Annotated in this window: 18 protein-coding genes; 7 read left to right on the top strand and 11 right to left on the bottom strand. The window is 48.5% G+C overall.

Annotated features, from left to right (window positions below):
- Positions 1–20 precede the first annotated feature (20 nt).
- Entirely contained in the window at positions 21–3,185 is a 3,165-nt protein-coding gene (locus tag ACQUQM_RS06180) for a bifunctional diguanylate cyclase/phosphodiesterase (protein WP_432473612.1), read from the bottom strand.
- Between the two features lie 221 nt (positions 3,186–3,406).
- Between ACQUQM_RS06180 and ACQUQM_RS06175 the strand changes: the two genes are divergently transcribed.
- Together ACQUQM_RS06175 and ACQUQM_RS06170 are read left to right on the top strand one after the other, a co-directional pair.
- Positions 3,407–5,185: an SLC13 family permease gene (locus ACQUQM_RS06175; RefSeq protein ID WP_432473610.1), complete on the top strand. Its 1,779-nt coding sequence runs from the start codon at positions 3,407–3,409 to the stop codon at positions 5,183–5,185.
- A 200-nt stretch (positions 5,186–5,385) separates the two neighbouring features.
- A complete protein-coding gene (locus ACQUQM_RS06170) occupies positions 5,386–5,517 on the top strand; it encodes a hypothetical protein (protein ID WP_432473609.1) in 132 nt (43 codons plus the stop codon).
- A 93-nt stretch (positions 5,518–5,610) separates the two neighbouring features.
- Here ACQUQM_RS06170 and ACQUQM_RS06165 read toward each other — a convergent pair whose 3' ends face one another.
- The 3 genes from ACQUQM_RS06165 to ACQUQM_RS06155 form a co-directional block, all read right to left on the bottom strand.
- Positions 5,611–8,826: an MFS transporter gene (locus ACQUQM_RS06165; protein WP_432473608.1), complete on the bottom strand. Its 3,216-nt coding sequence runs from the start codon at positions 8,824–8,826 to the stop codon at positions 5,611–5,613.
- Positions 8,827–9,092: 266 nt separating this feature from the next.
- Positions 9,093–9,512 carry a hotdog fold thioesterase gene (locus ACQUQM_RS06160; protein WP_432473607.1) on the bottom strand — a complete coding sequence of 140 codons (420 nt, stop codon included), beginning with the start codon at positions 9,510–9,512 and terminating at the stop codon, positions 9,093–9,095.
- Positions 9,513–9,644: 132 nt separating this feature from the next.
- Positions 9,645–10,427 carry a sulfite exporter TauE/SafE family protein gene (locus ACQUQM_RS06155; RefSeq protein WP_432473606.1) on the bottom strand — a complete coding sequence of 261 codons (783 nt, stop codon included), beginning with the start codon at positions 10,425–10,427 and terminating at the stop codon, positions 9,645–9,647.
- Between the two features lie 569 nt (positions 10,428–10,996).
- Between ACQUQM_RS06155 and ACQUQM_RS06150 the strand changes: the two genes are divergently transcribed.
- Entirely contained in the window at positions 10,997–13,003 is a 2,007-nt protein-coding gene (locus ACQUQM_RS06150) for a putative bifunctional diguanylate cyclase/phosphodiesterase (protein WP_432473605.1), read from the top strand.
- Between the two features lie 16 nt (positions 13,004–13,019).
- On the opposite strand, the gene ACQUQM_RS06145 is transcribed toward ACQUQM_RS06150, so the two are convergent.
- Genes ACQUQM_RS06145 through ACQUQM_RS06130 form a run of 4 tightly spaced genes read right to left on the bottom strand, consistent with a single transcriptional unit; the run spans position 13,020 to position 14,850 of the window.
- On the bottom strand, positions 13,020–13,412 hold the full coding sequence (locus ACQUQM_RS06145; protein WP_432473604.1) for a VOC family protein: 393 nt from the start codon (positions 13,410–13,412) through the stop codon (positions 13,020–13,022).
- A 40-nt stretch (positions 13,413–13,452) separates the two neighbouring features.
- A complete protein-coding gene (locus ACQUQM_RS06140) occupies positions 13,453–13,824 on the bottom strand; it encodes a thiol-disulfide oxidoreductase DCC family protein (protein WP_432473603.1) in 372 nt (123 codons plus the stop codon).
- Positions 13,825–13,876: 52 nt separating this feature from the next.
- Positions 13,877–14,338 (bottom strand): YgjP-like metallopeptidase domain-containing protein, encoded by a 462-nt coding sequence (locus ACQUQM_RS06135; RefSeq protein ID WP_432474802.1) that lies wholly within the window; start codon positions 14,336–14,338, stop codon positions 13,877–13,879.
- 56 nt (positions 14,339–14,394) lie between these two features.
- Positions 14,395–14,850, bottom strand: a complete 456-nt coding sequence (locus ACQUQM_RS06130; protein ID WP_432473602.1) for a DUF1499 domain-containing protein — start codon at positions 14,848–14,850, stop codon at positions 14,395–14,397.
- A 125-nt stretch (positions 14,851–14,975) separates the two neighbouring features.
- Here ACQUQM_RS06130 and ACQUQM_RS06125 point away from each other — a divergent pair, with 125 nt between their 5' ends.
- Entirely contained in the window at positions 14,976–15,869 is an 894-nt protein-coding gene (locus tag ACQUQM_RS06125) for a DMT family transporter (protein ID WP_432473601.1), read from the top strand.
- Positions 15,870–15,871: 2 nt separating this feature from the next.
- On the opposite strand, the gene ACQUQM_RS06120 is transcribed toward ACQUQM_RS06125, so the two are convergent.
- Both ACQUQM_RS06120 and ACQUQM_RS06115 read right to left on the bottom strand, forming a co-directional pair.
- A complete protein-coding gene (locus tag ACQUQM_RS06120; RefSeq protein ID WP_432473600.1) occupies positions 15,872–16,384 on the bottom strand; it encodes a GNAT family N-acetyltransferase in 513 nt (170 codons plus the stop codon).
- Entirely contained in the window at positions 16,381–16,713 is a 333-nt protein-coding gene (locus ACQUQM_RS06115) for a potassium channel family protein (RefSeq protein ID WP_432473599.1), read from the bottom strand. Before ACQUQM_RS06115 ends, ACQUQM_RS06120 begins: the two co-directional genes overlap by 4 nt.
- A gap of 266 nt (positions 16,714–16,979) precedes the next feature.
- Between ACQUQM_RS06115 and ACQUQM_RS06110 the strand changes: the two genes are divergently transcribed.
- The 3 genes from ACQUQM_RS06110 (at position 16,980) to rrtA (ending at position 20,786) form a co-directional block, all read left to right on the top strand.
- Positions 16,980–17,714 carry a helix-turn-helix domain-containing protein gene (locus tag ACQUQM_RS06110; protein WP_432473598.1) on the top strand — a complete coding sequence of 245 codons (735 nt, stop codon included), beginning with the start codon at positions 16,980–16,982 and terminating at the stop codon, positions 17,712–17,714.
- 156 nt (positions 17,715–17,870) lie between these two features.
- Positions 17,871–20,069 (top strand): VIT and vWA domain-containing protein, encoded by a 2,199-nt coding sequence (locus ACQUQM_RS06105; RefSeq protein WP_432473597.1) that lies wholly within the window; start codon positions 17,871–17,873, stop codon positions 20,067–20,069.
- A 21-nt stretch (positions 20,070–20,090) separates the two neighbouring features.
- Positions 20,091–20,786 (top strand): rhombosortase, encoded by a 696-nt coding sequence (gene rrtA, locus ACQUQM_RS06100; protein ID WP_432473596.1) that lies wholly within the window; start codon positions 20,091–20,093, stop codon positions 20,784–20,786.
- Here the strand turns inward: rrtA and ACQUQM_RS06095 are convergent.
- Positions 20,783–21,472, bottom strand: a complete 690-nt coding sequence (locus ACQUQM_RS06095) for a 16S rRNA pseudouridine(516) synthase (RefSeq protein WP_432473595.1) — start codon at positions 21,470–21,472, stop codon at positions 20,783–20,785. The genes rrtA and ACQUQM_RS06095 overlap by 4 nt on opposite strands.
- Between the last annotated feature and the right edge of the window lie 20 nt (positions 21,473–21,492).

The following is a 21,492-nucleotide window of genomic DNA, read 5'->3' as shown; positions in this document are numbered from 1 at the left end:
GCTGGGTCAATAGTAATGAATTATCGATACACTAACTCAGGTTCCGGATCTGATACATGAGCAGGAAGTACAGAACTAATCATCCTAGCTGGCAAGGAAACGATAAGATCCGGAATATATTCCGCCGGCAGCGGCTGACTGATCAGGAAGCCCTGCAACTCGTCACAACCGCAGTTATTGAGGAAACTGACTTGCGCTCTGTTTTCTACTCCTTCGGCAATGACCTTCAAATTCAGGTTATGGCCCAACGCGATAGTCGCTTTTACAATAGCGGCATCTTCACCATTAAATTCCAGATCACGGACAAACGAGCGATCAATTTTCAGCTTGTCAGCGGCAAACCGCTTGAGATAGGAAAGCGATGAGTAACCAGTGCCAAAGTCATCAATCGCCAGTTTAATACCAATCTCCCGTAATGACTCGAGTGTCACTATTGCCGACTCAACGTTTTCAACTAACATACTTTCCGTCAGTTCAAGTTCCAGCATTTCAGGTTGCAGGCCTGTAGCAGCTAACGTCTCTTTAACATGGCTCAGCAACTCTTGAGGAAAACGGAACTGACGCGCTGACAGGTTTACCGCAACCGGTACTTCCGCAAGTCCCTGCCGTTGCCACGCCATGTTCTGGCGGCAGGCCTGCTCCAGTACCCAACGCCCGATAGGCGCGATCAATCCGTTCTGCTCCGCTATTTCAATAAAATCCCCTGGAGCAATCAACCCCTTATCAGGGTGCTGCCAGCGTACCAGCGCTTCAAAACCAACCAGAGATCCTGAGCTGAGATCTATCTGAGGCTGATAATGAAGAACAAATTCGTCATTCTCCAACGCCTTACGCAGACCAATCTCGACATTCATCCTGTCAAGTGCCGCAGTATTCATTTCATTGGTGAAAAACTGGTAACTACCCTGACCCGATTTTTTAGCCTCATACATTGCGATATCTGCGTTTTTCAACAGCAACTTACACTCATTGCCGTCCTGGGGTGAGTTGGATATACCAATACTTACTGTAAGGTAGATCTCACTAGAAGCTATCCTGTAGGGAACTGAGAGTCTATCAATCAGCTTTTGTGCCAACCGACATTGTTTCTCTCCAATATCACTGTGCTTTGCAACAACCGTAAATTCATCTCCCCCAAGTCGGGCTACCAGGTCACTTGAACGGAGAGTAGACTTGATTCTGCTGGCGACCTCGCACAACAAAGCATCCCCGGCATCATGGCCCAGCGAATCATTAACCCGTTTAAAACCATCGAGGTCGATAAAATAGAGGGAAACCGCTTTACCATCACGTTTTGCCTCCGCAATCATCCGGGTCATATGGTCGATTAGCGCGGTGCGATTATACAGACCGGTAAGATGATCATAGTTAGCCAGGTAAGCCAGCTTCTCCTCTTTCACTTTAAAATCGCTGATATCTGAAAATTGATACAGAAAATTACTGATGTCTCCAGCCTCATCCGCGACCGCGCTGATAGTCAGTAACTGAGGAAAATAAGATCCATCCTTTTTCTCGCCAAACACCTCACCCTGCCAACGCGAGTTTTCAACGATATATATTAAAAAATCCTCAATCGATAACTGATCATTAGCATCATTTAACAACCAAATGGGTAACCGGCCTATAATGTCATGGCTGGCATATCCGGTCATTTCACAACAGGCTTCATTCACTTCAACAACACGGTGTCTATCGTCGGTTATTACAACTCCTTCAGACGTATTTTCAAACACTTTGGCTATCAGGCGCTGACGGGAAGATGACCTGATTCGCTCGCTTATATCGGTAACGCAGGCCCTTATCAGATTCTTATTGCTTGAAGGGTAGCTAATCAGCCGAACTTCACAAGGGATTACATGACCATCCGCATGCAAGTGCTGCCACTCGAAGCAAACCTGCTCTCCGGCAACAGCTGCATGCATATAGGGTATTCCAGCGGTCATTGAAGAAAAGCCGTTACGCTGGAACTCCGGGGAGAGATTTGCAAAGGGTATTTTTATCAATTCATCCAGCGGATAACCAAACAAAGCGGCGGCATTGTTATTAGCATCGACAAAACACAGCTTATCGATATCCAATAGCATTATCGCTTCAGTTGCATTGTCAAACAGCGCCCGGTAACGCACTTCACTGGCAACCAGCTGTTGTATAAGGCTCTGCTGGTGCTTTTTTTCATTGCCCAACGTCAGGTTTGCCTTACGCAGTTCATCGGTAGAATTTCGAACCCGAAGCTCCAGTTGAGCGCTCAACCGCAATAACGCCCTTCGCGCGGCCTCGCGCTCGGCAATAATGGAGCTCAGTAATAATCCACTCAACGCAACCAGACCTATATAAACCTGCAGCAGCACTAAAGACTGACTGACAGCCTCATCAGCAAAAGGCCCGAAGCCTCTGAATGTACCGGTAATAGCTAAAACTGACAGCGCCAGCGTAAACAACACTACCCCCCTTAACCCTAACCGGTACCCCACAGCAATCAGCAAGGGTAATGGAAGAAAAGCAAATGAAGCGGAGTTAAGGTCAAATATAGAGATCCCACCAAAAATAGCTTCAAGCAGGACCAGCGAGAATAGAGCAAATCCGAACAACTCTTTCTTGTTCAGAGCAAACTGTCGGTAACCCTGCCTGTAGGCCAGAATCAAAGGTGAAAATACCAGGGCACCAACAATATCACCTACCCACCAGGTGCTGAAAACACGAAATAATATTTCTGAATCCGGAATTTCAGTCGGCCAGTTAAGCACAGACAGCGCCCCTACCAGTGCACTGATTATGCAAGAAAAAACCAGAATAAGCGTGAAACTGAAGACCTTGCGGCTATGGTTAAGAAAATAGCGACGCCCGACAAACCGGTTGGTTAGCCAGACTGCGGTTACCGCTTCAAGGGTATTACCGATTGCAATCTGAAACGCCAACTGACTGGCACCGTCAACTTGCCAGTTAGAAAGGAATGCGCCGATCAGGACGCCCGGCCAGAACCGGATTCCACCCAGTAATAACAATGCAATGGCAATGCCAGAAGGCGGCCATACCGGACTGGCATAGCCTTCTATCGCCAACAGCAGAGAAAGCTTAGCGACAATAAAATAGATCGACGCCAGACTGGCAGTCAATACAAGTGTGGATACTGCTTTGTTCGAACCGTCCTTGTTCCTGATCAACAATCGGGACACGGTATCACTCAATCTGTTCACCCCTTACATACTACGTAACGGTACTTCGAAGCCATTCATGGTCTATTAAACAGAATAACTAATCCAGCATTGAGTTACCCAAAACAGGAGGTCGATTCGTTCGGCAGAAGCACATGAATGCTCTCAGCCGCAAAGCTGATATTTCTATCCACCAAACCTGCTATAGTCGCTACTATCGGATCAAAGGAGACCGTCGATATGAGGCATGGATTATGACTTTAGAGCAATGGCTTATTGCTGGTATCTTACTGTTCACCCTTATCTTGTTCGTCTGGGGCCGTTATCGCCACGATATCGTTGCCGCGATCGCACTCGGGCTCTGCGTTCTCTCGGGCCTTGTTTCAGCCGAAAATGCATTTTCAGGTTTTTCCCATCCGGCAGTTATCACCGTAGCAGCTGTACTTGTTATCTCCGATGCCCTGCGCCGTTCCGGTGTCGTGGATATGGTAGCCCAGAAGCTGATGCCTTATACCGAGCACCCTTTCAGTCACATCATGGTGCTGACGGCGGTAGTGACTGTCGCTTCGGCCTTTATGAATAACGTCGGCGCGCTGGCGCTGATGCTTCCGGTTGCACTGGCGACTTGCGCGAAGCACAACCGCTCTCCGGCCATGATCCTGATGCCGCTTGCCTTCGGTAGTATTCTCGGAGGTATGACAACTGCCATTGGCACCCCGCCTAATATCATCATCGCCATGATGCGGGCCGAGGTTGCGGGTGAACCCTTCAGCATGTTTGATTTTTCACCTGTAGGACTGGTAATTGCGATAACCGGATTACTGTTCATTACGCTGATTGGCTGGCGCCTGATCCCTTCCGCCCGTCTTAAACAGAGTGCGCCTGAACAACTTTTTGCCATTGATGATTATCTGACCGAAGTGATCATCGGCGAAGGCTCTCAACTGGCTGGCCAGACTATTGATGCCATAGAAGGGCTCAACGACAGCAATATTGAAATTGTCGGACTCGCCCACCGTCACGGCAGGACAATCTCCCTGAGTCACAATCGTTTTCTTCAGGCTGGCGATATTCTGTTGTTACAGGCCGATCCTTCTGAAATCGAGTTACTACTTGAAAAGAATGACCTGGAACTGGTGACCAGTGCCGACAGGAAGTTTTCTGAGCTAACCCGGGATGACCTGGTGCTTGTCGAAGGTGTTATTAAAAGAGGCTCTGTACTTGAAGGCCGGGATGTACCTTTTCTCAGGCGCCGTAGTGGCAGTTCGCTGGCTTTAGTCGGCCTGGCACGTCAGGGCCACAGGATTCGCCGCAGAATACGTCGGCAAACCTTTGAAGCCGGCGATATTCTGTTACTGCAAGGTGGTGCTGATAACGTGGAAGAACAAATGAGCGAGCTGGGCATGATCCCCCTGGCCGCCCGCGACCTTACATTGGGGCAACCCAAAAAAATAGCAATTGCACTGGCGGTGTTTACTCTGGCAATTAGCCTGGGAGTTGCAAAAATATTGCCATTAGCCATCGCATTTCTGCTCGCAGTTATGATCTATCTGCTACTGGATATATTGCCGATCAGAAACCTCTACGACGCGATTGACTGGCCCATTATCATTCTGCTGGCTGCCATGATACCGGTGGGTAATACGTTGCAAAGCACCGGATTGACCGAAATTATCGCCAGCCAGGTGTTAAACCTGACCGAAGGGCTGCCGATCTACCTAATTGTGGGTCTGGTCTTAGTCGTCACTATGTTCCTGTCAGACATTATTAATAACGCGGCAACCGCAGTAGTAATGGCACCACTCGCCTACGGTATTGCAACAGGGCTTGGTGTAAACCCGGATGCTTTTTTTATGGCGGTTGCGGTCGGCGCTTCCTGTGCCTTCCTGACCCCTATAGGTCATCAGTCAAACACGCTTGTTCTCGGTCCCGGTGGCTATGAGTTTGGTGACTATTGGCGCATGGGCCTGCCATTGGAAATTATGATCACTTGCCTCGGCGTCCCCTTAATTCTTCTGGTCTGGCCGGTTTAAAGCAAAATAGCGATGGTGTTGTGGCCATGATGTTATGGCTATAGTCTCGTGCTTACCGCCCCACGTACAGGGACTCCACCTTAAAACCCGGTAATATTGTCTTTGTTTGCACAAAAATGACAATTATCAAGTAACCAAGTGTTTCACTTGGTTATTATCACAACAACGTTAAAGCAAATCACATTAGTTTAGAGGTATTTATGAGTTCATGTTGTGGTGTATGTGGCGGTCAGGATGCTGAAGAAGCAAAGAAGAAAGAACAGGAAACTGCTGCTGAAAAACAAGAAAATGTAGTGCAACAGCAAGCGCCTGAGCAACAGGACAAGAAATAACGCGCAAAGAACCAACCTGCAACGGAAGGACAAGAAACCGGATAGTTAACTCCCTCAACTATCCGGTTTTTTTATGCGCACGTTTACAGTTTTCTACTGCTTGGGTTTATCATCGACAGATTCCATCCACTCACCGTTACGGGCCTCAGCACCGGAGCTGATCTCATCCAGGACATCTGAAGCAGACTCAGGCAAGGCTTCAACCACCGCGACAGCAACATCAAGCGCATTACCTGGCGCCGCTTCGCTTAAGCGCTGAGTAAGTTCGACTGCCGCTTCATTATCGCTGCTGTCACCTGTCCAGGAACTGCTTTCTGAGCCATCTTCGTTATCAGAAATATTTCCGGCTACTTCCGATGCTACTTCGGCTGCACTCTCGGGTACCGCTTCGACAACTGCAACAGCGACATCAAGCGCATTATCTGGCGCTGCGTCACTTAAGCGTTGCGTCAGCTCAACTGCGGCTTCATTGTCACTGCTATCACCGGCCCAAGAGCTGTTCTCTGAACCGTCGGCATCATCAGATATATTACCGGCCACTTCCGACGCCACATCGGCAGCGCTCTCAGGTACCGCTTCGACAACTGCAACGGCAACATCCAACGCATTATCCGGTGCAGCGTCACTTAAGCGCTGTGTCAGCTCGACTGCCGCTTCATTGTCGCTGCTATCACCGGTCCAGACACAGCTTTCCGAGCCATCGTCGGTATCGGAAATATTTCCGGCCACTTCCGACGCCACATCAGCAGCACTATCAGGTAACGCTTCAACAACCGCAACAGCAACATCCAGTACATTGTCCGGCGCAGCGTCACTTAATCGTTGTGTCAGCTCAACTGCGGCTTCATTGTCACTGCTATCGCCCGCCCAGACACTGCTTTCGGAGCCATCATCGTTATCGGAAATATTTCCGGCCACTTCCGACGCCACATCAGCAGCACTATCAGGTAACGCTTCAACAACCGCAACAGCAACATCCAGTACATTGTCCGGCGCAGCGTCACTTAATCGTTGTGTCAGCTCAACTGCCGCTTCATTGTCACTGCTATCGCCCGCCCAGACACTGCTTTCGGAGCCATCATCGCTATCGGAAATATTTCCGGCCACTTCTGACGCCACATCAGCAGCACTGCCAGGCAACGCTTCAACAACCGCGACAGCGACATCCAGAACACTGTCCGGCGCAGCATCACTTAATCGTTGTGTCAGCTCAACTGCCGCTTCATTATCACTGCTATCACCCGCCCAGACACTGCTTTCGGAGCCATCATCGCTATCGGAAATATTTCCGGCTACCTCAGCGGCAACCTCTGCAGCGCTGTCTGGAACTGCTTCAACAACGGCAACTGCGACATCCAATGCCTGCTCAGGTGCTATCTCCGAAATTCTTGCAACCAGATCAACAGTACCCTGATAACCCTCATCTTCAGATAAGATCTCTGTACCTTGTGGCTGATCCTGCTGCTCATGCATCGCGCTGGCTATATACTCTTCAGCAACCGATACCGCTGTTTCTGGCACTGCATCAACCATTGCAGCAGCAACATCCAGAGCCTGATCAGGCGATGCTTCCCACAATTCGGAGGCGATATTCACCATATCGGCTTCGCTCGTATCATCATCCCGATCCGCAGGACGCACGTCTTCACGCTCTTCCGCCAATACCCTGGCATAATAAGCTGCTACTTCTGTCGCTGATTCCGGCGCATTGGCAACCGCTACACGTGCCATTTCGACCCTTAATTCAGGAAAAGCCAGGCCAATTTCCGCAGCGACTGAAATAACCTGAGATGAATGCGATTCGGCAAGTTTCGAAACTAACTCTCCGGCCAGTTCCGGCTTTGCAGTGACGATGGCACGGGTTACATTAAGAATCTGATATGGCACAGCTTCATTCATCACTTCATACAGACGCAATACATCAATACCACTGACAGTAGCCACCGCTGCGGCGACTTCTACACCACGGGTTGGATCGCTCATTGCGATTGCACGGGCCATTTTAACGGCAGCAGCAGGATCTGTTTCGGCAATAGATACGGCCGTTTCAGCCTCAGAGCTCAGCGGTTGTACGGATTCTGAATATTCAGTCCGAGGATCCAGGTCAACAAACGCAAGGGTTGCAGCCCCCTGCATAACAAAACTTTCCTGGTCCTCGACTGGCAGCGCCTGGCGGACCGTCATGCGATAAGCTACGAATAAAGCCAGTGACAATTGCACTAAGCCGAGAAAGTAAAACAAGGCCGTATTACCAAAGACCTTCATCACCAGTGAAGAGGTATATGGCCCCAGTACTCCACCAATGGAAAATGCCAGAATCAGACTGCCCATGGCTGCGACCATTTCGCTCTGGCGCAGCTTATCGAAAGCTTCAGCGATGCTTATAGGATATGTACAGGCAATAATACCACTGGTAATTCCGGTCGCTACGAACATCGCTCCCATCATTCCCAGCGCAACAAACATATTAACCAGTACGCCAAATACTGCTGAGATAACCAGCAATAACATCAGCACTGTACGACGATCGAACCGATCAGCCAGGTAACCAACGGGGAACTGCAACAGGAACGCACCGGCGATAGCCGCGCCCATATACAAAGACAACTGGAACTCAACAATACCGTAATCGCTTGCAAACACCGGTAACATATTGAAAACAGCTGAGTAAATCATGCCTGAGATAAGGCAACTGACAACCCCCAGTGGAGAAATTTTATACAGTGCCAGAAGAGACATAGAGCTGACCTCTTCGACTACCGGCCCCGCGTTTCGACTCAGCGAAAGGGGAATTACAGCGGCACATAGAAGAATACCTGCAAGTACAAATAGCAGAGTTTCACCCGGATTGGCCAGGTTCATCAGGAACTGACCGCCAAATAAACCACTCAGCACAACAGCTTGATAAACCGCCAGTACCTTACCGCGAACCTCTTTACTGGAACTGTCACTGAGCCAGCTTTCCATAGCTGTTAACGCACAGGCATTACAGAAACCGATCAGAATGCGCATTGCGCCCCAGAGGATTGGATCTGAGTACAAGCTACAGATCAAAATACTGATAGCACTTAGCGCCACGCAACCGGCAAACATCCGGATATGGCCGGACCTTTTAATCAAGTGCTTACTGTAAACAGCGCCAATGAGCATGCCAACAAAATACAGCGATAACACCATTCCGATAGCATCGGTGCTGATACCATCCACCCCCATCCTGACCGGTAACAGGACATTGATCAGTCCATTACCCAGAAATAGAATAAAGCAGCTGATAAACAGCGATAGAAACGTAGCAAGTGTGGTCCGCACCAGGCAATTCTCTCTGTAATCCCGCGTTTAGCAAGTAATGGAATGGTAGTAGGCTGCATCGACAAAGACGCAAAAAGCCGGCAACTGCCGGCTTCATTATTTTGCGATATTAGCACCGAATTTTGTCACTGCATATACTGGAATGCGACAATAAAGGTATCAGCACGACAAACAGCGAACCTCGACGTATTACTATGCTCAGAGCTGTTTTTTTTTAAACGCTCAGATTTCTCTTCTTATATAGTTTTGGGCTTTTATTACAGAGTTTATGGTTTCAGTACAGACACCGTCAGTCGCGAGATACAAACCGGTTTTGCATTTTCATCTTCGATACGAATATCCCAGACCTGGGTAGAACGGCCGATATGGATCGGACGTGCTGTCCCGGTAACGCTACCAGTCTTGATACTGGAAAGATGATTAGCATTAACTTCCAGTCCAACACAGGGATAACCGGGCTCCGCTGCCATCTGTGCAGCCATGCTGCCGAGAGATTCAGCCAATACAACTGAAGCCCCACCATGCAAAATACCCATTGGTTGGTGGGTACGGGGATCTACAGGCATGGTTGCACGAATAAAGTCATCTCCTATCTCAGAGATCTCTATGCCCAGATGCTCAACCAGTGTGTTCTTCATAAAAGATTGCAATTGATCGACAGTCATGTTGGTTTTCCAGATCGACATAGCCCTTCCTTATTCAAATATGAAGGATCAATGTAACGGGCTATCACAGCACTGGAAATGACAAAACAGGTCAGTTAACTGACAACAACGGGCAGTGAATGAAACTTTCAGAAAGATTGTATCCGGCTGCAGTTAAATTAAGGCTTTAATCAGACCTATGCTGCTGACACAGATCAATACTGAACCCAGCACACGGTAAAAAACTGAATTTTCAGCCTCAACCATACGCTGATGGACCCTTTCTCCTATAAGGTGTCCGATATAGGCGCAGGGTAGTAGCCAAAGATGATGTACAAGCTGCAGATCGACCCCTGCAATGAGGAATGAAAGTAATTTTATCAGCACCAGAATAAACCAGAGAACGAACAGCGTATCCCGCAGCTGGTGTTTCGCCACATGGGAAGCATAAACAGCAACAATCAACGGCGCACCGATCAGCGAAGTACCACTGATATAGCCACCCAAAATAAGGAATAGCGTATCCAGCGTTCTACTATTGCTCTTAAACGGACGGTTCAGCACATAAGAGATGGCATAACCGATAACGATAACGTAAATGATACTACTCATCAGTGTTGCTGGCAGGGTCAATAAGCCGAAAACCCCGATCAGCTTAGGTATTATCATCACTTTGATAGAATACCTGAGATAGTGCCAATCGATATTACCAGCGACCTGTTGCTGAGTATCAGCTTGTGCCCGGGTTTTGTTACGATTCTGCCAGGTGATCAAAGTTGAAAAAAGCATCAGGTGAACCCCGATGATCGGCAGAAATACCAAAGGGTCGTCAACAATTAATAGCAGAAAAGGCAGTGACAGAACCGAACCACCGAACCCCAGCCCGGAACGCACAAAACCGCTCCAGATAAAGAGTAGTGCTATTAGCAAATACTGATAAGGCAGAAGATCAGTCATTACACGCTCGCACAAAGCTGCATGACCAAATAAAGCGGAACCCGATAAACAAATACTGATACGGCATAAAATCAGTCATTACACGCTCGCACAAAGCTGCATGACCAAATAAAGAGCAACCCGATAAACAAATACTGATACGGCATAAAATCAGTCATTACACACTCGCACAAAGCTGCATGCCCAATTAAAGCGCAACCCGATAAATAAATACTGATACGGCAGAAGATCAGTCATTACACACTCGCACAAAACTGAATTGTAAGATAAATAGCAATCCAATAAGCAGATATTGATAAGGCAGAAGGTCGGTTATCGCTAACAGCGAAACGATAACCAGAACGGGCCCGTATCTTACCCTACAGAAAGCTACAAAACAGTGCCGTAATCCTTTAAATATAAAACTGTTGTTTCAACAACATTGTCGACATCGTTCGATCTGTTGATCCGGATCTATAAACGGGTATTTCATTGCGAGCAAAATGGTAATTGTAAAAGGGGTGGATTTGAGGTCAGGATTGTACCATTCCGCAATATAATAAGAAGAATGAGATCTGAGGAAAGCTGCTATGCGCCGCATGGTCTTAGTTTTAAGCTCTTTCTGGTTACTGCTGGTTATACTCTCATTCGCCTGGAATTATGGCGAAGCAAAACAACAACAATATAATACTGCCTTTCAATCCGCCCGCAGCTTCTTTCAGCAGGTCGTCCTAACACGTGCCTGGAACGCCAGTCATGGCGGAATCTATGTCCCGGTAACCGACCAGACCCGCCCTAACCCATATCTGGACGTTAAAAACAGGGATCTCATCATCAATGAGCAACTGACACTCACCAAGGTCAATCCCGCCTTTATGACCCGTCAGATTGCAGAACTGGCGGACACTCAACAACGTGACATCCTGATTCATATCACCAGTCTCAAACCGATACGGCCGGCAAATCAGGCCACCCCTGAAGAAACCCTGGTATTGCAGCAGTTTGAAAATGGGTTAAAGGATTACGGTGAGATTCTTGAGCAATCTGACAAACCAAAATTCTTCTATATGGCACCGCTAAGAGTCGAAAAATCCTGCTTAAGCTGCCATAAGGAACAAGACTACAATGAGGGTGATATTCGAGGCGGAATCAGTGTCGTTCTGCCCTTTACCCCAGGAAAGAACCTACTACCTCTGCTATTTGGACACCTGGCTATCGGCATTGCCGGCCTTGCCGGTATCTTGTTTGCCAGCCGAAAACTGGAGTCGGCGTACAACACCATCAAAAAGCAGAGCGATACGGACTTTCTCACCGGCCTGGCTAACCGTCGAGTTATAATTGACAAAATGAATCACGGCCTCAGGGTTGCTGAACGGGAACAAACCAACCTTGCTCTATTGCTGTTTGACCTTGATCGCTTTAAAGATGTTAACGATAGCCTTGGTCACCCCGCCGGGGATCAGCTGCTGCAATTAATTGCGACAGAACTTAAATCTAATCTGCGAGAGGTTGATACTATCGCCCGACTCGGAGGTGATGAGTTTGCGCTGTTGCTGGAGAAAGTCTCCGATGCGCAGGATGCAGCAGTTGTCGCAAATAAAATACTACAAATATTCAAACAAAACTGGCTTTTGAAAAACAAACATGAAATCCATATTAGCGCGAGTATTGGCATTAGCCTTTTTCCCGCCCACGGTGATAACCCTAAATTACTTATGCAACATGCTGACAGCGCCTTATATCGTGCTAAAGCCGATGGAAGAAATCGATTCGATTTCTACACTCAGGATCTTACCACTTCAGCAATACAACGATTAAAGCTTGAGAACGAACTAAACAAAGCCCTAAAAAACAATGAGTTGGAAGTTTATTTTCAACCACTAATTGACCCGTATAGCAACACCATCCAGGGGGCAGAAGCCCTGTTGCGCTGGAATCATCCGAGACGCGGAGTCGTACTGCCAAACATATTTATACCCGTTGCCGAAGAAAGCGGTTTGATAGAACAGATCGATACCTGGGTATTGCAAAAAGCATGTCGCTATGGCGCTTACTGGTTAAAACAGAATAATAATATCAAGACTATTTCGATAAACATCTCTGGCTACCAGTTTCATCATGGAAATTTTATCTATAGTTTGAATTCAGCACTGCAACAAAGCGGCTTTCCAGCTGAGCGCTTACAACTTGAGATCACTGAAGCCATTCTTATGGAACGGGAACTCGAATCGAGCCAGCTGCTCGATAGCCTTAAAGAGGTCGGCGTCCAGCTAGCAATTGATAACTTTGGTACCGGCTATTCCTGCCTGGCGCATCTGCAAAAGTTCCCAGTAGATCAGATTAAGATTGATCCCCGATTTATCACCCAAATCACTAACAATAACAACCAGAACCAGGTTGCCAACGCCATTATAAAGCTTGGCCACAGCCTGGGAGTAAAAGTGCTTGCTGCAGGAGTCGAAACCGACCTACAACTGAGCATTTTGCAACAGCAAGCTTGCGACCTCTATCAGGGACACCTGTTCAGCAAGGCACTGCCTGCATCACAATTTGAGAAATTACTGCAGGAGAATAGTATGGTGACGGAATCGGAGTAAAAAATTTTAAATAAGGTTATCCGATCTCATAATCCGTGGTCATAATCTCTAAGATGTGACCGTCAGGATCACGGAAATATGCGCCTCGACCACCGTAGAGCTGATTAATACGTTGATTGTCTAATTGATCAGGTCCGCTGCCGTAAACCAGATTCTCCTGCTTAATCCGGCCCATGATCTGGTCAAACTCGGCTTCGGATACTTTAAAAGCGTAATGCTGGGATACAATCCTGCTCTTTTGAGTCTTAACAGGCTCAGCAAAATCCAGGGTTAGGCTGTTATTTACTCTGACTACGATGAAACTTGCAAAAGGCCCCAGATCTTCAAAGCCGAAGATTCGGCAGTAGAAGTCAGCCGACAGCTGCTTGTCCTGTGCAGAAACAATGGTGTGGTTCAGGGTAATTGGCATATTGATGGTCCGTTATTGTGATTATCCCTGTAATTCGCATTCAGAGACGCCCTTCCCGGCTGAGCCGGCGGGTTACCAGCCAGTGATAAAAGCGACTGGCCAACGGTCTCACCAGAGGTAATCCGATAAACCAGCCCAACAACCGGTAGCGGGGAACGCGGGCCATTAATACCCGGTAAGCATCAAGTTCAGACAATATCTGACCGTCAACATCCTGAATATGCAACTCAGTGAGGGCTTTACGCGGATCGATACCCAGTTCGATAAGCTCCCGCTCCCGACCTGTTATATCAAGCCACTCTACCTGTTCCGCAGCGCCGGGGTCGCTACTCTGATAATTATTTCGATCCTGTACACAACGGGGGCATGCTCCGTCATAGAACACTGTAATTTTTCCCGCTGTATAAGACATCTGAGCTTCCGTTAAACCTTCACCTGATCACAGTGTTAGCTTAGCTGAAGAATCAGTACAAAGAGCCCTGCAGGTCCAGACAGGTAAGGTAAAGCCGCAGATCAAATTCCAGTTGGTGGTAGTCCGGTTCCATATGCAGGCAGAGATTGTAGAACGCTTTATTGTGGTCTTTCTCCCGTATATGGGCCAATTCGTGAACCACAATCATCCTCAGGAACGCTTCAGGCGTACCTTTAAACCGGGTTGAAACACGAATCTCTTTTTTAGCTTTCAGCTTACCACCCTGTACCCGGGAGATATGAGTATGCAGCCCTAAAGCATTATGAATAACATCGATCTTATCGTCATAGATCACTTTGCTCAGGGGGGCAGACTTACGCAGATGCCGGCTCTTTATCTCCTGAACATATTGATACAACGCTTTGGACGTTGCGATTCGATGGGGCTCAGGGTATTTTTTCAGCAGATAGTCAGCGAGACGGTTACTGTCTATCAGGTCTTCAACCTGACTCATTACCTGTGGCGAATAGCCTGACAGGTACTTAAGCAAAGAACTGTTATTTACCCGACTCACGGGTTTTGCTCCGCAAGCCTGGCACGTATCTGATCGACTCGTTTACGATTAACGCCAAAATCACTGTGCCCTACCCGTGATGCCGAGCGAATATGCAGCAGGTCATTATCATGATCTATACGCAGCTCAAGATCGTCGACAAAACCAAACAATGAACTGGAAAATTCAGCGGCCAGGTATTCATTATTGACTAAAACAACCTTGCCTCCGATACCTTCAACCAGCAAAGCCAGTTGCTTAATCGTCAAAGCCCCTGCGGTAAAAGGTTCAACCTTGTGCTGAGAATCGGTCCCCTCTTCACTGGAAACACAATTTGGCTTTTGCGAACAAACGGAAAGGCGGTCGTTATCCATACCCGGCGGCTGACTACTGCGGGAGACAAAACCTAAAACAGTAAAATAACCGGCTATTAATAGCGGCACTAACAAGGCGATCACGATTGCAACTTTCATCAAAACTCCGCAACAGCAGGACAAGAAAAAATTAACACACTGGCAATAAAACATTGCGTACTATTACACAGCGCTAGTATAGACTAACGGCCACGCCAAAAGGAGCCGATAAAACGGAGTTCAGGATGCTTTCACCACAACTTATAAACTGGCTGTTACTGTCGTTCCTGATCGTTGTCTGGGGCACCTCCTTTATGTCCATTACGGTCGCTATTGAAGGCGGCCTTTCGCCGGCATTGATAACCTTATCGCGTATTATATGTGGTGCACTCGTTCTAACTCTGGTGGCATATTTCAAAGGACTGCGTCTGCCGCTCAATCTGCGCGCCTGGGGTTCGTTCATGCTGTTAGGCTTGTTTGGCAATGCCTTACCGTTCTTCCTGATCTCATGGGGCCAACAAAGCGTCCCTTCCGGTACCACTGGGGTACTTATGTCGGTGATGCCACTGGTCACCATGATACTGGCGCATTTTCTGGTTCCGGGTGAACACCTGAACCGCTTCAAAATCGCAGGTTTCATCACGGCATTCACTGGAGTTTTCATATTACTGAATCCGTCGAGCGAAGCGGTAACAAGTGTTTGGGGAGCGTTGGCTATTCTTACCGCAGCCAGCAGCTACGCTCTGAATACGGTACTAATCAGATTACTGCCCGCATTTAATCCAATCATTGCAGGTGCCGGCATGCTGATTTGTGCCTTACTGCTATCCCTTCCTGTAGCCCTGATGCCTGGTATTCAGGAATCAGCAGAGCAGCTGCAGCAAGCATCACAAAATGCGGTTTATGCCGTAATCTGGTTGGGACTGATACCCACCGGTGTCGCTTCAATCGTTTACTTTACCGTGGTCAACCGGGCCGGACCAAGTTTCCTGTCGAACTGTAATTTCCTGATCCCTCTGGTCGCCTTTTTGACCGGTGCGATGATCCTGAATGAAGCGATAACAATACAGAGCGTTGTCGCACTGATAACAATACTGGCGGGGATCGGCCTCACCCGAAAGCGCAGCCATGCGGGCTGATTTCAATCAGAATGGCGGTAGACCATCGCCTGTTTACCACGAAATTCCATCATGCGTTCAAACCGGGCACCGACCGATTCAGCCAGCTTTCGTGAAGGTATGTTCTGCTCAAAAATCAGACTGATCAACGACAAATGAGGCAGTTGATCCCTTACCATGCCTTTTACTGCGACAGCGGCTTCACGGGCATAGCCTTGCCCCGTACATGCAGGCAGCAGCGCCCACTTCATTTCTGGCTCAGGCCAGTCACCCGGATACCATAAGCCGACCACACCAATCACTTCACCGGTATCGCGATCCAGCATGGTATAAGGGCCGTAGCCATGAATCTGCCAGTGCCCGATCAGGCAAGCCACGATTCGCCAGCTTTCCCCCTCGGTGAGTGGTTTTCCAGTAGTATATTTAGTCGCTTGCTCATCGCTGTAATACTGATGCAGTTCGGGCCAGTGTGCTATATCAACTTTAACCAGTCGCATTCGCTCGGTTAGCAATTGCTCTGGAATGGAGTAATTCATTTAGTGAGTCCTGTTACATGAGTAAGTTGAAATCCTATAGTCGCCGCATGCAGCGCAATGGCAACCACAATCCCGGTAAAGATCATCCCCGTCAGGGCAATGATGAGAGCAAGAAATCGGCTAAGTTTTGTTGTCGGAACCAGATCGCCATAGCCCAACGTCGTCGCGGTAACAAAACTCCAGTACAACGCTTTATCACAGCTCCAGCTTTCAATACGACCTGCCAGCAAACCGACGCTGACAATAAATAGAAACAAAGTGCCGAGCAATGGCATCGCCAGCAGCACTATCTCCAAAAAAACCCTGGCAAACTGAAAAGTAAAATCCATCTCTGTACCATCATTCCATTGGCGGTTGTTGAATAAACGCTCGGTTAAATAAATCCCAGTTAACAGCGCGCAGTATTACACAGCCTAATCACCGTCTTCCAGACTTGGCGATTATTATGACTAGTCAACACCTCAATACAGATAACGGTATAAATACCAATATATAATACTTTTTCCTACTCATGATCTATTTTCTGATTAAAACTGACGTTAATATGCAACCATAACGACCTTATTTCAAACAATAAAACTGGGCGGATATCACTATGGCGCAATCAGCTGCATTGGTTCATACACTGAAAAAACAACTCAAAGCGCAGGGTAAAACCTATGCCGACGTAGCCCGGGTGCTGGATCTGAGTGAAGCTTCAGTAAAACGTCTTTTTTCCGAACAAAACTTTACCCTGCAGCGCCTTGAAACGATCTCTCAACTGGCCGGGCTTGAGTTATCGGATCTGGTACAGCGCATGGCTAAAGATCAGCAACGCCTGACTCAGTTAACAAGAGATCAGGAGCAAGAGATCGCATCGGACCTGGAACTGCTGATCGTTGTCATTAGTGTTATTAACGGTTTCAGTTACCAGGACATAATCAGCCAGTATCAGATATCCGAACACCAGTGTATTCAGAAACTGGCGAAGCTGGACCGACTTAAATTAATTGAGTTACAGCCAAACAACCGTATCAAGCTATTGATTGCACCAAACTTCAACTGGTTGCCTAATGGCCCGATCCAGCAATTTTTCCAGCAGAAAGTAGAACAGGATTTCTTCCAGTCCCGTTTTGACAAGCAGAATGAAAAACTTATCGTGCTCAACGGCGTTATGACACCCGATACCAATCTGGCACTGCAGAAGAAGATGGAGCGCCTGGCTGAAGAGTTCAATAACCTGATGCAGGAGGATGCCCCGCTGGCTATGAACCGTAAATATGGTAACACTATGGTTCTGGCTATCCGGCAATGGCAATACAGCTTATTTAAGTCTTATAGAAAAGATTAAGACAGGTCTGAAAACCTCCCGGCATTCAATACCAGTCACACTTATTACAACCTAAAGCAGCGCATTCAGATACTTTAACGCTTTTTATACGCCCCCTCTTTCCCTCTGGTCAGAATGATTCCGTTCTCTACTGAATCACACCTTAAGAGGGATACTATGAACATTTCCAAAACAGCTCGCACTCTGGGCCTGGTAGCAAGCTTAAGCTGCGCGGGGTTAGTCGCCAATGCCGAAGCAGCCGGCCTGATGAAACCGGTTAACAGCAATCTGCCGGATCTCAGTATCCGTGAACACCACGTCAATGTTGTTATCGAAGACAGCTACGCAGTCACCAGTATCGAACAGGTTTTCCATAACCCCAACCAGCAACAACTGGAAGCTATCTATAGCTTTCCGGTACCGGAAAAAGCCGCCGTCGGCGAATTCACCTACTGGATCGATGGCAAACCCGTGACCGGTGAAGTGGTTGAGAAACACAAAGCGCGGGAAATCTATAATCAGCAGAAGCAGGCTGGCAATGAAGCTGCCCTGGTAGAGCAGGATAGCTATAAAACTTTCGACATCAGCGTCACCCCGGTTCAGCCTGATGCTGATGTCCGGGTGAAGCTGGTGTATGTTCAGCCTGCCCATATTGATAGTGGCGTTGGACGCTACCTCTACCCGCTTGAAGATGGCGGCGTCGATGATCAGAAAAATGCCTTCTGGAGTCGAAATGAGGTGGTCGATGAGAAGTTCAGTTTCAATCTGACCCTGCGTTCCAGCTACCCGATCGATTCGGTTCGTCTGCCGCAGCACAGCCTGGCCGCTATAAAACAAACATCGGCTAACGAATGGCAGATCAGTATGGCTAATCAGTCTGCACAACAACCCTCTACGCAGCCAAACGACGCTCTGATCAGCCCTGCAGATAACGTCGCGTCAAATGGAACGATTAGCGTTGCCAATAGTAGTTCAGCCATATCGACACGAGCAGATGATGGTATAGCCACAACGAAACTGACGCCCCCTGGCAACCAGTTTGCCAACGCAGGTCCCGTCGCCAGTCTTGATAAAGACATCTTACTTTACTGGCGTCATGCCCAGGGCCTGCCCGGTAGCCTCGACCTGATCAGCTACAAAACCGCCGCAGATGCACAAGGCACCTTTAAACTTACCCTCACGCCGGGAGATGACCTGGCACCGATTCAAGGAGGCCGCGATTGGGTGTTTGTGCTGGATGTATCCGGCTCTATGCAAGGCAAGTACAGCACCCTGGTTGAAGGCGTGCGCCAGGGTCTGGCTAAGCTGAGACCGGATGATCGATTTAAAGTGGTGTTGTTTAATAACCGCACCGAAGATCTGTCAAACGGTTTTCAAACTGCAACGGCTCAGGCAATAGAGCCTGTTTTGCAGCGCCTGGAGCAATACTCTCCGGGTAGCGGCACTAACCTCTACGCAGGTGTGGCACGTGGCCTTAATGATCTGGATGCTGACCGCAGCACCGCCATGATTCTGGTCACCGACGGCGTCGCTAATGTTGGGGTAACCGAGAAGAAGCGCTTTCTTAAGTTAATGGAGAAAGCCGATATCCGTCTGTTCACTTTTGTTATGGGTAACAGTGCTAACCAGCCATTGCTGCAAGGCATGACTGAAGTTTCAAACGGCTTTGCGATCAGCGTATCGAATGCTGACGATATCGTCGGACAACTGATGCAGGCCACCAGTAAGATGACCCATCAGGCATTACACGGCGTAGAGCTGAAATTCAACGGTACCAAAGTCACTGACCTGACAGACCGGGATATAAATACCCTGTATCGCGGCGAACAGCTGACCCTGTTTGGCCACTACCGTAAGTCCGGCCCGGTTAAAGTAACCCTGAGTGGTAAGGCCGGTAGTGAAGATCGGGTCTACAGCACTGAAGTGATGTTGCCGCAACAAAGTACGCTACACCCTGAGCTGGAACGGATGTGGGCCTACGCCACAATTGAAAACCTGCAGGCAAAACAAGATTACCTGAGCGAGAACGCCGATATCAAACAGGCGATTACCGATATTGCAGTCCAGCATGACCTGGTCACCGATTACACATCGATGATCGTGGTACGGGATGAAGTTTTCCAGCAGCTGGCTATCGACCGCAATAACACCGAACGTGTAAACCGCGAGCATCAGGCCCGCGCTGAACGTAAGCAACAGAGCCAGCAACAAGGAGTACGTGACAATCGTGCGGATAAACAGCAGCCGATGTTTAGCCCGAGCAAGCCCCGACCGTCACTGGGCGGCGGTGGTTCAGGCGCTATTGGCCACTGGGTATTACTGTTGATCGGCACTCTGCTTCTGGTGCAATTCCGCAATAATCGTAACCGCCGTTAACAGCAGCCAGAGAAACTAATTATGCGTACCCTCATTCAAAACTTAAGGATACCTCCCGCGCCAGCGGGAGGTAAAAAGCTCCCTCTCCCCTGGTTCAGCATTTTAATTGCCCTGCTGACCCTGCCACTCAGCTTGTCCGATAGCGGCTTCAATTTTGCGTATTTTGATACCCAGCTGATTAACGCCGGTCAGTACTGGCGCCTGTTCAGCGGCCATCTGAGCCATATAAGTCCTTCCCATCTGCTATGGGATCTGATCGCATTCCTGCTGGCAAGCTGCTATCTCGAATATCACAATCGCCGCCTCGCTGTGCTGTCTGTCAGTGCAGGAATTTGCAGCGTTAACCTCTTACTGATCTCTGATATAGCCAGCATTAACAGCTATGCAGGACTCTCCGGCCTGCTGTTCGCCCCACTCACCATTAGCCTGATCATGTTTGGCATAAGAAGTCGATCAGCAACCGGCTGGCTTCCCCTGCTGATCTGCACGGTTAAAGTAATAGGGGAATCAATCTCAGGTGTTTCTCTACTCAGTGATAGTCTATGGCCGCCTTATCCACCAGCCCATCTGGCCGGAATCCTGGGTGGTTGTAGCGCACTGTTGCTATGGCGATTGTATGGCAATTGGCAAAGCCAGTATTCCAATTGCCTGGCGATGCTGAGCTTTATGTTTAGCTTTTCAGCACAGGGTGAGGAGCGTAGTAAAGAAGTCCGCTAAACAGTGGCAATCTCGGCCTGGGTAAGCTCCCGGTACTGTCCAGGCTCGAGTTTAGGGTCCAGTTTGATCTGCCCCATGCTCTCACGATGAAGATTAATGACCTCATTATCAAAATAACCAAACATCCGCTTAACCTGATGATAGCGGCCTTCATTGAGGGTCAGGAGAGAGGTATGACTGCCGGTCTGCTCAAGCCTGGCCGGACGGGTGGTGATATCTTCATAGGAGAAATAAATCCCCTGCCTGAATACTTCAGCTGCCTGCTGCGGAACAGGATCCTGAGTTTCAACCCGGTAAACCTTATCAAAACTCTTTTCCGGCTGAGTAATTCGCCGCGACCAGCTGCCATCATTGGTCAGCAGCATCAAGCCCGTAGTTTTAAGATCCAGCCTGCCCGCAAGGTGTAAACCCTGGCGATCATCATTGCTGAGCAGATCCAATACAGTACGATGCACATCATGTACCGTTGCACTGACCACCCCGGCGGGTTTATGCAGCATAAAATACTTCGCAGGTGTTGCTTGCAAGACTTGTTGATCGAGTTCAATCCGGCTGAACTGACCGACCTCACAGCGCGGATCGGTAACCACCACAGTATCAACCAACACCCTTCCCTCAGCCATCAGACCGCGCACTGTCTGCCGGCTATGGGGTGTATTGAGCTGCAGGAACCGATCAATCCTCACGCTCTGACCAACCTGGCAGC

Source organism: Amphritea sp. HPY, assembly GCF_050870985.1.
Taxonomy (GTDB): domain Bacteria; phylum Pseudomonadota; class Gammaproteobacteria; order Pseudomonadales; family Balneatricaceae; genus Amphritea.
Note: the sequence above shows the minus strand (reverse complement) of the source record. Positions and strands in the feature narration are given on the sequence as shown.